The sequence below is a fragment of the Streptomyces sp. NPDC048349 genome, assembly GCF_040651925.1.
In the GTDB taxonomy this organism is placed as follows: domain Bacteria; phylum Actinomycetota; class Actinomycetes; order Streptomycetales; family Streptomycetaceae; genus Streptomyces.
In genome coordinates this window covers 1-12,805 of record NZ_JBEZLA010000042.1, presented here as the reverse complement: position 1 = coordinate 12,805, position 12,805 = coordinate 1, and the positions used below count along the sequence as shown (strand labels likewise).

The following is a 12,805-nucleotide window of genomic DNA, read 5'->3' as shown; positions in this document are numbered from 1 at the left end:
CTGTCTGCCGCACGCAGGTCAGCCCGCCGATCGTGCACGGGCCCGGGCCGCCCGCCGTTTGGCGCCCCGCCGTTCCTCCTCGCTCATGCCGCCGCACACGCCGAGGTCCTGGCCTCCCTCGAGAGCCCACTGGAGGCAGTTCTCCATGACCGGGCAGCGGTGGCACACCGCTTTTGCTTCCTCGACCTGGAGCAGGGCCGGGCCGCTGGTTCCCACCGGGAAGAACAGATCGGGGTCTTCCCACCGGCAGGCAGCCTCGTCGCGCCAGTTCATCGTGCGTCCTCCATCCGTGTTCGTCCGATTCCTTCCCCACCCTCCTGGCCGGTGTGAGCGGCTCTATGCAGTGCCGGGACGAACGCCTGCCGGTTCCTCCTCGTCCCGGCAGGGGGCACGGCCTTCTGTTGAACCGTTGCGGGTGGGGTAGGCGGGGCGCATGTTCAACCATCGAGGTGTGCGTACGGCCGTCGTCCTGGCGATCAGCTGGGTGGTGCTGACCGGGGTGGAGCGATGGGTCGAGGAGAACCCGTGGCAGTCGGCCTTCCTCCGCGGTCTGGTGTGGGCCGGCGTGGTCACGGGCGCGTGGTGGTGGTCCGACTGGACACAGATACGGCCCTCGCGGGCGCGCCCGGATGAGGCTGCCGTGAGCGAGGAACGGGTGCGCCGCTGACCTGGACCGGCGGCCCGAGCACCGCGGCGAATGGGCCGCTGGACGGCACCCGGAAGTCTGATCTGTGGAGCTTGAGGGGGTTTGAAGCGCGGCTTCGGGGCATCCCAGAACGAGGCCCAGCCTTAGCCAGCCCGACAGGAGGCAGCAGTGACCACCTACGTCATCACCGTGCCCGGCACGTTCCTGAGGGACGTCGACGACGTGGCACGGACCCAGCTGGCGAGGAGCCTTGCCTCGCACCACACCGACTTGAGCGAGACCGAGGACGTGGAACTGCTGACGGTCCACGAGGACGGTACCTTCTCCGTCCGGCTCGAGGTCGAGGCCCCGGACCGGGCGACGGCCGAGGACGACGCCGTCCGCCTCGCGGCCGGCGCCCTCGAGGAGCTGGGACTCTCGGAGAAGGACGCGCCCCTGGGGCCTCCGGCGGTGACCGGTGTCGACGGGCAGTTCTGATGGAGTACGCCGTCCGTCCTGACGAAGGAGGGTGCCGTGGCCCTGTCTCGGACCGAGCGTGAGCAGTTCCTCGCCGAACCCCACATCGCCGCCCTCTCCGTGAGCGCGGGCGGTGACCGAGCGCCGCTGGCGGTACCGATCTGGTACCACTACTCCCCCGGCGGCGACATCTGGATCATGACCGGCCGCGACTCCCGCAAGGCCGAACTGATCGGAGCCGCAGGCCGGTTCAGCCTGATGGTCGACCGCCTCACGCCGACGATCCGCTACGTGTCGGTCGAGGGCCCGGTCGTCTCGACCGTACCGGCGGTGCGCGAGCAACTGGTCAGGATCTCCTCGCGGTACCTGCCGGCCGCGAAGGTGGACGGTTACGTCGACCACGCATGGAAGAACCACGGGGAGCAGGTCGTGATCCACATGCGCCCGTCACGGTGGGTGAGTTCGGACCTCGGCCAGGTGTAGGGCCTGTTGTGACGGTGCGGCTCATACGTCCAGGGATGGTTCGGGGGCTGGGGTCGAGAGCTCCGGCTCCAGGCCCTCCTGGGTCACGATCGGCCGGCGTTGTCCGGTGTCCGCTCGCCAGGCCTCGAAGACCAGTGTCGTCGCGGTGACCACGGCGAGGCCGAGCAGCCATCCGCCCACCACGTCGCTCACCCAGTGCACACCCAGCGCGACGCGCGTGTAACCGACGCCCACCACGGAGACGACCGCGAGCGCCCAGGCCGGCGGCCGTAGGGCGCGGGGGACCAAGGGCAGCAGGACCAGCAGGATGACGGCGCACGAGGTGAGGCCCGTCATCGCGTGGCCGGACGGGAAGGAGAACCCGGGCGCGTGGGCGACCGGATCGGGCAGATGGGGCCGGGCGCGCTCCACCACGCTCTTGACCAGCACCCCGGTCAGGGCGCCGCCGACGGCGGTCACGGACGCCCAGGCCGCGAGCCGCCAGGCACGGCGGGTCAGCAGCCACAGGACGAGCACGGCCACCAGCAGACGCATCGTCACGGGGTCCCACACGAAGTCGGAGAGGACGCGGAGGACGCGCACCCAGCCGGGATGGCCGAGGGCGGCCTCGTGCAGCCCTTCGGCCGCGGCCCGGTCGAGGCGGTACAGCGGCGGCCACCGGGACTCCACCAGGACGAGGGCGAGGGCGAAGGGCGCGGCTACCGCGGCCGTCACGGCGGCGGTCAGCAGGAGTCTCGCCGCGAAGGTGGCGTCGGGCGCGGAACAGCGTGCCGACAGGGCCCGCACGGTGGTGCGCGGCCGCCGGGCGGATGGGCCGGTGCGCGCCGTCGCAGGCGTGGCCGCGCCGCGCCCGGCGGCCAGTACGACGGATCCGACGATCAGCAGGGTCGCCGCGCCGTTGAAGAGGCCGCCCACGACGTCGGTGGGGTGGTGCATGCCGCGGTACAGGCGGGACAGTGCGACGGCCACCGGGACGAGGAGGGGAACCGCGGCGGCGGCGTACCGCCACCGGCCGCGACCGCGTGTCCTGAGCAGCACGATGACGGCCAGTCCCGCGTACAGGGCGACGGAGGCGCCGACGTGCCCTGACGGGAAGCTGGAGGTAGGCGGTGCGCCGTCCAGGCGGGGGGCGTCGGGACGCGGCCGTCGTACGAGCGTCGTCACCAGCAGGAACACCGCCGACTGCGCGGCGACCGACGAGGCGAGGAACAGGGCCTCCGCCCGCCACGCGACGCGCGGCAGCACGAGCAGCGCCACGACGCAGACCAGGGTCACTCCGATGACGCTCTCGGTGTCGGCCAGTACGGAGAGCCCCCGTGTGACGGCCGTGAGCGGTGCGACGCGTTCCTCGGCGAGGTACCGATTGGCCCGGTCCTCCCATGGCAACGGGCCCTGGCCCGCCGCCGATCTGGTGAGCAGGCTTCCCCACCCCACCATCAGGGCTGCCTGGACCGGCAGGAGCAGCAACGGCCAGGTCCTCCGGCGTACGGCCGGCCCGTTTTCCCGCGTCATGAGGATCTTGTTGCCAGGACGGGCCCGATGATGCGCCAGCTCCGCAGAACCAGGACTCGGCGCCCCGGGCCGAGTCACTTACCAGGAAGAAGTCCCGGCGCAGCGAACGCGTTTGGATCCGGCGATCCCGATCACACGAGGAGAGACGTTCCGGGTGCGCCATCGCCCGGGTGGTGATCGGCCGTGTCGGATGGCGAGAGGGGCCGCGCCGAGGGGGCGGAGCTCGTGAAGGGTGAGGAGGGGGCCGCATGACCGTACCGCGAGGGCGACGGCGTGAGGGGGGCGAAGGCGCGGCGTCGGTGGGGCGTGACGTCGTGTTGGCGGTCGGGCTGGTGGGGATCTGCCTGGGCGGGTCGGCCGTGTTCGTCAGGACGGCCGCGCCAACGGGCGGCGGCATACCGGTGATGCCGATCGTCACGATGATCGTCCTCGCGGCCGGGGTGGTGCTGGCGCGGTGGAGCGTGGCTCCGGTCAGGCGCCGCTCCCCCGCCCGTGGGCCGGGCACGCGCGGACCGGGCGCGCCGGTGGGGGTGGGCGCGCCGACGGCCTCCGCTCCGACGGTGGCGGAGGCGGCGGCCGTGCCGGAGGCGGCGGAGGCGGTGGCCGTGCCGGTGGCGGCCGGACTTCCCGAGGTGGGCTCGGACGCCCTGGACCACACGGCGGTGGACGCCGACGGCTTCGAGCACAGCGTCGCCGCGTTGTGTGCCCGGGACGGATGTCCCCAGGTGGAAGTGGTGGGCGGGGCGGGCGACTTGGGAGCCGATGTGATCGCCACGACGGCGGAGGGCCTGCGCGTGGTCATCCAGTGCAAGCACTACGGCGAGGGCAACCGGGTCGGCTCGCAGGACCTCCAGCGTTTCGGCGGCACGTGTTTCGCCGTCCACGAGGCCGATGTGGCCGTCGTCGTGACCACGAGCGCCTTCACCGCCCCAGCGGCGGAGTACGCAGCCGCCTGCGACATCCTGTGTGTCGACGGCGACGCACTGGCCGCGTGGACGCAATCGCGGACGCCGCCTCCGTGGGAGACGGCCGTGGCGGCGCACGCGGAGGCGGCGGCGGGAGGGATGGAAGGCGTGACGGGTCCCGGCGCCTGAGAGGAGCGTCGTTTCCCCCGCCCTCGCCCCGGCGTCGGGGCGGCCGAGCGGCCCGCGTCACAGGCAGCCGCCCGGCCCGTAGGGCAAGCCGGCGCCCCGACTGCCGACTGATCCCCTGCCGGGCGCCCGGGCACGGCGGGCCCCGGTACCCCGGTACCGGGTACCGGGGTACCGGCCGCGGTCAGTGGCGACTCCAACGCCAGACCAGGCTCCCGCCCTCCGGCACGCCCGCCCAGCGGTCGGCCACCGCGTCCAGAGCGGCGGTGGCACGACGCAGCGCCGCCTCGTCCAGCGGAGAACGGCCCACTGCGCGGCCCGTGACGGGCAGCCCGGACCAGACCCGGTAGGCCCAGTTGACGGAGAGCTCCGCCGCCAGGACGGCTTCGCCCTTGCGGCGCAGGACCTTCAGCCCGGACCGCCGGTGCCGGGTGGGTTCGATCGGCTCCATGCCCTGGAAGGTCGCCCCGTCGGCAACGGCGCCCCAGAATCCGTCGTGGATGCCCAGCGCCTCCTCGACCGCGGCGTGCGCCAGGTCGTGCGGGATGCGCGGACCGTCCGGGTGGGCGGGCAGCCGGACGTCGGGGCCCTTGCGTCCGGTGACCAGGATCTCGTGCCGACCGTCCGGCAGCTTCCGAAAGGTGATGTCCATGGGTGTGGACGGTAGGGCTCCGCAGGACCGCCGCCAAGCGGATATCGGGGGTACGGGGCGCGGGGACCGGCCGCCCTAGCCCGCGCTGTAGACCCGTACGCCCCCTACGTACGTCTCCCTGGTGCGGATGGAGTGGAGGTCGGCGGCGGCCACGGTGAAGGGGTCGCGGTCCAGGACCGCGAGGTCGGCGTGCCGGCCTACGGCGATCACGCCGGCCTCGTCCTGGTGGTTCACCCATGCCGAGCCGGCCGTGTACGCGGCGAGGGCGTCGGTGAGGGTGAGCCGCTGCTCGGGCAGGAACGGGGGGCGCAGGTCCGGTTCGCCCAGTTCCTCGGCCCACACCTGCCGGTTGACGGCGACGTGGATGCCGTGCCAGGGGTCCGGGCTCGACACGAACCAGTCGCTGCCCGCCGCGAGCACCGCGCCGGCCGCGTGCAGGGCGCCGAACGGATACTGGCGCCGCCCCCGCTCTTCGCCGAGGAAGGGCAGCGTGAGCTCGTCCATGGCGGGTTCGTGCGCGGCCCACAGCGGCTGCATGTTCGCGGCGGCGCGCAGGGTGCGGAAGCGCGGGATGTCGTCGGGGTGCACCACCTGGAGGTGGGCCAGGTGGTGCCGCAGGCCGGTGTGGCCGTGCACGGCCACGGCCGCCTCGAGCGAGTCCAGCGCCTCGCGGACCGCCCGGTCGCCGAGCGCGTGGAAGTGGATCTGGAAGCCGTGCCCGTCCAGGGCGATCACGGCGTCGCGGAGCAGGGCCGGGTCGACCATGGAGATCCCGGCGTTGTCGCCCGGGCAGCCGCAGGAGTCCAGGTAGGGCTCGAGCATGGCGGCGGAGAAGTTCTCCACCACGCCGTCCTGCATGATCTTGACGCTGCCGGCCGTGAAGCGCCGGCCTTGGGCTGCCTTTTCGCGGCGGGCGAGGAGCGAGTCCATCTGGCCGAGGTCCTGGTCGCGTTCCCACCAGAGCGCTCCGCGGACCCGGGCGGTCAGCGAGCCGTCGGCGTCGCAGGCGAGGTAGGTGTCGAGGGGGTCGGGGAAGCCCGCGTACGCACCGACGAGGGCGTCCTGCCAGCCGGTGATCCCGAGCGAGTGCAGCAGTTCCTGGGCGGCGAGGAGACCGGCGCGGGCCTCGGCCGTGGAGGGGGCGGGAGCGAGCGTCCCGACCAGGCTCATGGCGCCCTCGTGCAGGACGCCGGTGGGTTCGCCCGCGGTGTCGCGTTCGATGCGGCCGTCCGCGGGATCGGGGGTGTTCCGGTCGAGTCCGGCCCGGGCCAGGGCGCGGGAGTTGACCCACGCCGAGTGTCCGTCGCGGACGGGGAAGTAGGCAGGCCGGTCGGGAAGGATGTCGTCGAGCTGGTCGCGGTGCGGCAGGCCGCCCGGGAAGGCGTCGAAGGACCACCCGCTGCCTTGGATCCACGGGGCGTCGGGGTGGGAAGCGGCGTACGCGGCGATGGTGTCGCGGTACTCGCGTGCGGTGCGGCCCGGGCTCAGATCGCAGCCGAGCATGCCGATTCCGGCGATCACCGGATGGACGTGGGCGTCGGTGAAACCGGGCTGCACGAACCGGCCGCCGAGGTCGGTCACCTCGGTCCGCGGACCGATGAGCTCGCGGATCTCCCGGTCCGTGCCGAGGGCGGTGATCCGGCCGCCGGTGACGGCCAGCGCCGACACCCGGTGGCGTACGGGGGAGGCGGTCCAGACGGTGCCGTTGAGGAGGACGAGGTCTGCGTGGTGCATGTGCGGGCTCCGGTGGGTGAGGGGTCGGTGTGGGGCGGGTCGCGTGGTGGCCGGCAAGAGCCGGCGGCGTGAGGAGGGGTGAGAAGGGGTGAGAAGGGGTGGGGGGTGGGGGGTGGGGGCTGGGAGAGGAGAGGGTGGGGGCGGGCGTGCGCGTGCCCGCCCCCGGGGAAGTCGGTGGTCAGCCCCCGGCGGCGACCGCGGCCGGGGCGGGCGCGAGAGGAGCGGGCGGCTGCGTGAAGTAGGCGGCCTTGCGCCGGTAGCGGGTCCACACGGCGGCGGGAACACCGAGGGCGACGACGCCGAGGGGCAGCACGGTGAGGAAGCGCCCGTTCTCGGCGTCGAAGGCCAAGTGGTCCACCGACGTCCACTGTTGCCGGGCCACGAGGCAGCCGAGCAGCAGCAGGGCGACGCCTCCGAGCAGCGGCAGCAGGCCCACGAGGAGCGTGTCGCGGATCCGGCCGCGCAGTTCGTGGCGGAAGGTGACGACGCAGGCGATGCCGCCGACGCCGTACATCAACGAGACCAGGATGCCGACCGAGTTGACCACGGCCACGACCACTTCGGACAGCGAGCCGACCGCGAGCCCCGCGAGCGACACTCCGACGGCCAGGGCCGCGATGCGCACGGTGGAGGTGACCGGCGTGCCCCATGCGGGGTGCAGCGTGGTCCAGCTCGGGCCCAGGACGCCGTCGCGGCCCATGGCGAGCGTGAGCCGGGCCCCGGCGATGACGCTCGACTGCATGCAGGCGACGGTGGCGAAGAGCATCGCGGCGAGGGCGGCGGCCGCGCCGGTGGTCCCGTAGAAGGTGCGGGCCAGTTCGGTGACGCCGGACAGCGGATCCGCGAGCTGTTCGGGCCCCAGCGCGTGCAGGAATCCGGTGGCCGAGAAGAGGAAGAAGCCGGTGGTGACCAGGATCGCGACGATTCCGGCACGCCCCGAGGAGCGGACCGAGGTCGACTCCTCGACCACGGAGAAGGCGCTCTCCCAGCCCCAGAACATGTACGCCGCCATCACGGTCGCTGCGAGCAGGGTGAGGGTGTCGGGGAAGGCGAACGGCGAGAACCACGAGGCGGAGACGGGGGCCGCGGTGCCCCGGGCGAAGGCCGTGATCACCAGGGCGGTGACCACGACCGCGGAGATGCCGAGCAGCAGGCTCTGAACGGCGGTGGCTCCTTTCACCCCCCGCAGCGCGCTCAGCACGATCAGGCCGCTCCACACCAGACCGGTGACGGTGACGGCGACGGGGTCGTCCGGGGAGACGGCCGCGACGCCGGCCTCGGCGAGCAGGCCGAGGGTGAACTGGCCGGTGAGCTGGCCCGCGTACGACAGGAACAGGATGTTGGTGGCGACCGATGTCCACCCCGTGAGGTAGCCGGTCCAGGGACCGAGGGCCCGGCGCACCCAGACGTACGCCGTGCCGCAGTTGGGGTCGCGGGCGGCGAGGCGGGCGTAGCCGCCGGACACGGCCAGGATGGGCAGGGCCGCGAGCAGGAAGGCGGCGGGCATCGCGGTGCCGGCGAGTGCGGCGAGGAAGGCGAGGCCGATGCCCACGCTGACGGTGGGGCTGATGTTGGCCAGCGCGATGACCACGCCGTGCCGGGTGCTGAGGGTCTTGCGGAACGCGGCGGCGGGCGGCGCGCCGGTGGCGGGTCTTCCCTGGTCCATGAGCAGCACTCCTCGGTTCTGGGTGCCCCGCAGACAACCGCTCGCCGCACTAATTTGTCAACGGTGTGGGTAAAAGATTTTCCGCCGGATGACAGGCTTGCGGAAGCCCTGTCCGGCCTGGTCTGATCGCCCCATGGCAGCACGAGGCAGGGGCCGTCCCCCCAAGGTGGAGCTGGACCTGCGGATCATCGTGGACGCCGCGCTCGCGCTGACCGACGACGAAGGCGCGGCAGCGCTCAGCGTGCGGCGGCTCGCGGCCAGGCTGGGCGTCGACCCCTCCGCCTTGTACCGCTACGTCCGGGACAAGGACGAACTCCACCTGGCGCTGGCCGACCGCCTCTTGGAGGAAACCCTGACGGGGTACGAGCCGTCGGAGAGCTGGCGCGACACGCTGCGCGACCTTGCGCTGCGCACCCGGGAGACCGCCCTGCGCCATCCCGGTGCGGCGGTTGTGGCCACCTACCGCACCACGCGGCGCCCTGCCGAGATGCGGATCGTGGAGCACATCCTGGCGGCCTTCGGCCGGGCGGGGTGCTCCCCCGCCCTGGCCGCCGTCCTGCACCGTGTCTACGGAGACTTCTGCCTCGCCTGGGCCGGCATGGACGCGGCGTTCGAGACGCTGGACGGTGCCGCGCGGACGGGTGATGAGCAGGCCTGGACCCGCGAGTACCCTGCTGCCGACCCGGCCGCCTTCCCGGCCATCGCGCGCAGTGTGGCCCACATGGCCCGGCTGGACGGCACGACGGTGTTCCTGGCCGCACTGGATACCTTGCTCGACGGGCTCGCGGCGCGGATCACGGCGGAAGCGTCAGCCCGGCGCCTCGGGACGTCCGGCGAACCGGCCGCCGGGCCGAGGGCGTTGCCGCAGGAGTGATCAGACAGCGGGCGTCAATGCACTTGGAGGCCCGCGCCGTACGGCGTTCCGCCACTGTGGCAGATGGCGGTGCTGGTGGCGCCCACCCTGCGCCACGTGGGGTCGTAGACGGTGTAGTCCTGCGCCCAGGGCCTGTCGCACCTCGTGTACACGCGGAACTCGCCGGTGCCGTTGGTGCACGTACCGGCCGCGGTGGTACTGGACTTGTACCACGTGCGGCAGTCGTACGGGTCGGCGGCCGCAGGGCCCGCCCCGGCCATCATCAGCCCGGCGCCCAGGGCCAGCGAGGTCATCAAGGATCCGACGCGCTTCATGTACGGCCCCCATCGAGGTTCGTCCGGGGCAGCGTGCCGCGCGCACGTCGAAGACCCCGGACGCCTCCACTATCCGCGCGCCGGCCGGCCGCCACAACCCCGCACCGGGCGCCGCCGGAAGGGAGGGCGGGAGCGTAGGGACGTGAACGCAGGGCCGAAACGTTCCTCCCCCACCGGGGTGTCAGACCGCCGTGGCCGTGTCGGCGTCCGGGTGGAGGGGGAAGACCTGGTCGAGGCCGACGATGCGCAGGATGCGGACCGTGTTGTCCGGGACCCCCGCCAGGGCGATGTCCGCTCGCGCGGCCACGGCGAGGTTGCGGGCGACGATGAGGGCCGTGATGCCGCTGGAATCGCAGAACTGTATGCGGGACAGGTCCATGACGAGCCGTTGGCCCGGCTGCAGGCTCAGGGTGTCCAGGGCCTGCCGCAGGCGGGGGGCCTGGTCGTAGTCGAGGTCGCCCGCGAGTTCCAGTACGGGACCGGTCGCGGCGTCGCGGATGGTGATCCTCAAGGTGCTCATGTCAGCTCGGGCTCTCGCGGAACGGGAACGGGACGGGGTACACCGATGGCGAGCAGGGCGGTGTCGTCGTCGAGTCCCTCGCCGAAGCTGTCCAGCAGCCCGGTGAGAGCGCTGACGACCTCGCGCGGCCCGCCGCGGGTGAGGCCGGCGGCGAAGGCGCGCAGGGCGTCTTCCCCGTAGAGCTCGCGCTGCGGACCGATACGGGCTTCGGTGAGGCCGTCGGTGTAGAGGAGGAGGGTGTCGCCCGGGCCGAGCGTGGTCTCGGCGGAGGTGAAATGGGGATCGGGCAGCACACCGACGAGGAGACCGCCGGGGGTGGGGAGGTACTCGGCCCGTCCCTCGGCGCGCAGGACCAGGGCAGGGGGATGGCCGCCGGAGGCGAGGTGCACGGCAGTCGAACCCGTGGTGGCGTCGTGTTCCATCACGCCGAAGATCGTGGTGCAGTAGCGCGGGTCCCCGCCTGTGAACCGCTCGTGGAGCACGGTGTTGAGGGTGGTCAGCGCCGCTGCGGGGTCGGGGTCGTGGAGGGCCGCGGCACGCAGGGTGTAGCGGGTCAGCGAGGTCACCGCGGCGGCCTGGGGGCCTTTGCCGCAGACGTCTCCGAGGAAGAACGCCCAGCGCTTGTCGTCCAGCCGGAACAGGTCGTAGAAGTCTCCGCCGAGCCGGTCCATGGAGGCCGTGTGGTAGTGGGAGGCCGCCTCCATGCCGGGCACCGCGGGCAGGGTGGAGGGCAGCAGGCTCTGCTGTAGTACCGCGAGTGCCTCCCGCAGCCGTTCCCGGTCGGCTTCGGCCTGGCGGCGTGCCTCTTCCGCCGCCTGGCGCTCGCGGAGCAGTTCGGTTTCGTAGGCGCGGCGCTGCCGGGCGTCGAAGAGGGTGGTGCGGATCAGCATCGGCTCGCCGTCACCGCTCGTCTTCACGGTGGAGGAGACGAGGACGGGAAGCCGACTGCCGTCGGACGCCTTGAGCTCCAGCGCGATCTCGCTGATCTTGCCCTGCATGCGCAGCAGCGGCGCGAAATGCGTCTCGTGGTAGAGCCTGCCGCCGACGCTCAGCAGGTCGGTGAAGCGTTTGCGGCCCACGACCGCTTCGCGCGTGAGGCCGAGCCAGTCCAGGAGCGTTTCGTTGATCTTGGCGATGGTGCCGTCCATCAAGGTGGACAGGTAGCCGCACGGCGCCGACTCGTAGAGTTCCTCGGCGGTGTCCTCCAGCAGGGTGGAGAACATGGCGTCGGTAGCCGCTTTTTCGCCCTCGGGCCGCTCCGGGTTCTGGGCGGTGCGGCACATCACCGCAGGTTCCGGACGAACGCCTTGATGGCCGAGGTCGTGGCCTCGGGGGCGCTCAACTGGGGGCAGTGGCCCGTCGCTTCGAGGGTGACCAGGCGACTTCCGGGGATGGCGGCGTGGACGTACGCGCCCACTTCTCTCGGTGCGATCACGTCCTCGGAGCATTCCAGCACCAGCGTCGGCACGTTCACCGACTTCAGGTCGCTGCGGCTGTCGGAGAGGAACGTGGTGCGGGCGAAGACGCGGGCCTTGGCCGGATCGGTGGCGCAGAAGCTGTTGGTCAGCTCCTGTCCCAGTTCCGGCCGCTCCGGGTTGCCCATGATCACCGGCGCCATGGCGGCGGACCAGCCGAGGTAGTTGGACTCGAGGGACTCGAGCAACTCGTCGATGTCCTCGGCGCTGAAGCCGCCGCGGTAGGTGTCGTCGTCGATGTAGCACGGCGAAGGGCCGACCATGACCAAGGAGGAGAGCCGCTCGGGGGCCGCGGCCGCCGCGAGGACCCCCACCATCGCGCTGACCGAATGTCCTACGAAGGCCACGTCCCGCAGGTCCAGCGCCTCGCAGACCTCGACCACGTCGCGGGCGTAGCCGTCCAGCGAGGCGTACCGCTCGTCGTTCCAGGCGGACGGGTCGGAGCCGCCCGAACCGACGTAGTCGAACATGACGACCCGGAATTCCTCGGCCAGGGCGGGCGCCACGAGGCGCCACATGTTCTGGTCGCAGCCGAAACCGTGCGCCAGCATGACCACCGGCCTGCCGTGAGCTCCGATGACCTTGACGTTGTTCCTGCGGAGGAGGTCCATCCGGCCATCCTGCCATCCGTTCGGAGGAGCCGGCGCCACCAGCGGAAGGCGCACGCCGACGTGCCGGGCGGCCTCGGGCGAGGCGTCCCGGCGCGAGCGCTGTCAGCCGGACGGTTCAGCAGGACGGCCCCTTCGGGGAATGCCGGGCGTCCAGGCGGGGCAGGCGAGGCGGCGGCGGGCACCCATGACGTGCACTGCCGGGCCGGGCGCACCCGCACCGGTCCCCCGCACGACCAGGAGGTCAGCATGTCGCAGGTCAAGGAGTCCATCGAGGTCGACGTCCCCGTCCGGACGGCGTACGACCAGTGGACGCAGTTCGAGTCGTTCCCGCAGTTCATGGACGGTGTGGAGCGGATCGAACAACGCACGGACACGCTCACGCACTGGGTGACGAAGATCGGCGGTGTCGAGCGGGAGTTCGACGCGGAGATCACCGAGCAGATCCCCGACCACAAGGTCGCCTGGGTGACCGTGGGCGGCGAGAGCGAACAGTCGGGCCTGGTCACCTTCCAGCCCATCGACCCCTCCCACACCCAGGTCACGCTCATGATGGACTTCGACCCCGAGGGCATGGCGGAGAACATCGGCGACAAGCTCGGCTTCGTCGACCGGCAGGTCAAGGGCGACCTCAAGCGCTTCAAGCACTTCATCGAGGAGCGCGGCACGGCCACCGGCCAGTGGCGCGGGCAGGTCTGACGTCCCGCCGCGGCCACGCGGCATGACAGGGCGGGGGCGGGCCCCGCTCCCCGCCGGCCGCCCGCCGGCCGGCGA

15 protein-coding genes and 1 pseudogene are annotated in these 12,805 nt (G+C 72.4%); 6 read left to right on the top strand and 10 right to left on the bottom strand.

The genetic code is table 11. The annotated features are described in order from the left end of the window. Window positions 1–18: 18 nt before the first annotated feature. Window positions 19–273 (bottom strand): WhiB family transcriptional regulator, encoded by a 255-nt coding sequence (locus tag AB0D44_RS22475; RefSeq protein WP_362593812.1) that lies wholly within the window; start codon window positions 271–273, stop codon window positions 19–21. 160 nt (window positions 274–433) lie between these two features. Here AB0D44_RS22475 and AB0D44_RS22470 point away from each other — a divergent pair, with 160 nt between their 5' ends. The 3 genes from AB0D44_RS22470 to AB0D44_RS22460 all read left to right on the top strand — a co-directional run bounded on the left by AB0D44_RS22470 (window position 434) and on the right by AB0D44_RS22460 (window position 1,585). Then, window positions 434–667, top strand: coding sequence for a hypothetical protein (locus AB0D44_RS22470; RefSeq protein WP_362593809.1), 234 nt, complete (start codon window positions 434–436; stop codon window positions 665–667). 147 nt (window positions 668–814) lie between these two features. Further along, a complete protein-coding gene (locus tag AB0D44_RS22465) occupies window positions 815–1,123 on the top strand; it encodes a hypothetical protein (protein ID WP_362593806.1) in 309 nt (102 codons plus the stop codon). 36 nt (window positions 1,124–1,159) lie between these two features. Further along, window positions 1,160–1,585, top strand: a complete 426-nt coding sequence (locus AB0D44_RS22460; RefSeq protein ID WP_362593803.1) for a pyridoxamine 5'-phosphate oxidase family protein — start codon at window positions 1,160–1,162, stop codon at window positions 1,583–1,585. Window positions 1,586–1,606: 21 nt separating this feature from the next. On the opposite strand, the gene AB0D44_RS22455 is transcribed toward AB0D44_RS22460, so the two are convergent. Both AB0D44_RS22455 and AB0D44_RS22450 read right to left on the bottom strand, forming a co-directional pair. Beyond that, window positions 1,607–2,314 carry a phosphatase PAP2 family protein gene (locus AB0D44_RS22455; protein ID WP_362593979.1) on the bottom strand — a complete coding sequence of 236 codons (708 nt, stop codon included), beginning with the start codon at window positions 2,312–2,314 and terminating at the stop codon, window positions 1,607–1,609. A gap of 144 nt (window positions 2,315–2,458) precedes the next feature. Beyond that, window positions 2,459–3,022 (bottom strand): annotated as a pseudogene (locus AB0D44_RS22450) (phosphatase PAP2 family protein); the annotation flags it as partial. Window positions 3,023–3,345: 323 nt separating this feature from the next. Here AB0D44_RS22450 and AB0D44_RS22445 point away from each other — a divergent pair. Next, window positions 3,346–4,191, top strand: coding sequence for a restriction endonuclease (locus AB0D44_RS22445; RefSeq protein ID WP_362593799.1), 846 nt, complete (start codon window positions 3,346–3,348; stop codon window positions 4,189–4,191). A 181-nt stretch (window positions 4,192–4,372) separates the two neighbouring features. On the opposite strand, the gene AB0D44_RS22440 is transcribed toward AB0D44_RS22445, so the two are convergent. The 3 genes from AB0D44_RS22440 to AB0D44_RS22430 form a co-directional block, all read right to left on the bottom strand. After that, complete coding sequence (locus AB0D44_RS22440) at window positions 4,373–4,840, bottom strand: hypothetical protein (protein ID WP_362593796.1); 468 nt, start codon at window positions 4,838–4,840, stop codon at window positions 4,373–4,375. Window positions 4,841–4,915: 75 nt separating this feature from the next. Next, window positions 4,916–6,574 carry an amidohydrolase gene (locus tag AB0D44_RS22435; RefSeq protein ID WP_362593793.1) on the bottom strand — a complete coding sequence of 553 codons (1,659 nt, stop codon included), beginning with the start codon at window positions 6,572–6,574 and terminating at the stop codon, window positions 4,916–4,918. 178 nt (window positions 6,575–6,752) lie between these two features. Continuing rightward, window positions 6,753–8,240 carry an APC family permease gene (locus tag AB0D44_RS22430; RefSeq protein ID WP_362593790.1) on the bottom strand — a complete coding sequence of 496 codons (1,488 nt, stop codon included), beginning with the start codon at window positions 8,238–8,240 and terminating at the stop codon, window positions 6,753–6,755. Between the two features lie 133 nt (window positions 8,241–8,373). Here AB0D44_RS22430 and AB0D44_RS22425 point away from each other — a divergent pair, with 133 nt between their 5' ends. Continuing rightward, entirely contained in the window at window positions 8,374–9,114 is a 741-nt protein-coding gene (locus AB0D44_RS22425) for a TetR/AcrR family transcriptional regulator C-terminal domain-containing protein (protein WP_362593787.1), read from the top strand. 14 nt (window positions 9,115–9,128) lie between these two features. Here the strand turns inward: AB0D44_RS22425 and AB0D44_RS22420 are convergent, their stop codons facing one another. The 4 genes from AB0D44_RS22420 to AB0D44_RS22405 all read right to left on the bottom strand — a co-directional run bounded on the left by AB0D44_RS22420 (window position 9,129) and on the right by AB0D44_RS22405 (window position 12,034). Continuing rightward, window positions 9,129–9,428, bottom strand: coding sequence for a hypothetical protein (locus tag AB0D44_RS22420; protein WP_362593784.1), 300 nt, complete (start codon window positions 9,426–9,428; stop codon window positions 9,129–9,131). A 181-nt stretch (window positions 9,429–9,609) separates the two neighbouring features. Next, complete coding sequence (locus tag AB0D44_RS22415) at window positions 9,610–9,948, bottom strand: STAS domain-containing protein (RefSeq protein WP_362593781.1); 339 nt, start codon at window positions 9,946–9,948, stop codon at window positions 9,610–9,612. After that, window positions 9,945–11,231: a SpoIIE family protein phosphatase gene (locus tag AB0D44_RS22410; RefSeq protein WP_362593778.1), complete on the bottom strand. Its 1,287-nt coding sequence runs from the start codon at window positions 11,229–11,231 to the stop codon at window positions 9,945–9,947. The genes AB0D44_RS22415 and AB0D44_RS22410 overlap by 4 nt, the downstream gene beginning before the upstream one ends. Next, window positions 11,231–12,034, bottom strand: coding sequence for an alpha/beta hydrolase (locus AB0D44_RS22405; RefSeq protein WP_362593776.1), 804 nt, complete (start codon window positions 12,032–12,034; stop codon window positions 11,231–11,233). Before AB0D44_RS22405 ends, AB0D44_RS22410 begins: the two co-directional genes overlap by 1 nt. A 246-nt stretch (window positions 12,035–12,280) precedes the next feature. On the opposite strand from AB0D44_RS22405, the gene AB0D44_RS22400 reads away from it, so the two are divergent. After that, window positions 12,281–12,730 (top strand): SRPBCC family protein, encoded by a 450-nt coding sequence (locus tag AB0D44_RS22400; RefSeq protein WP_362593773.1) that lies wholly within the window; start codon window positions 12,281–12,283, stop codon window positions 12,728–12,730. Window positions 12,731–12,805 lie beyond the last annotated feature (75 nt).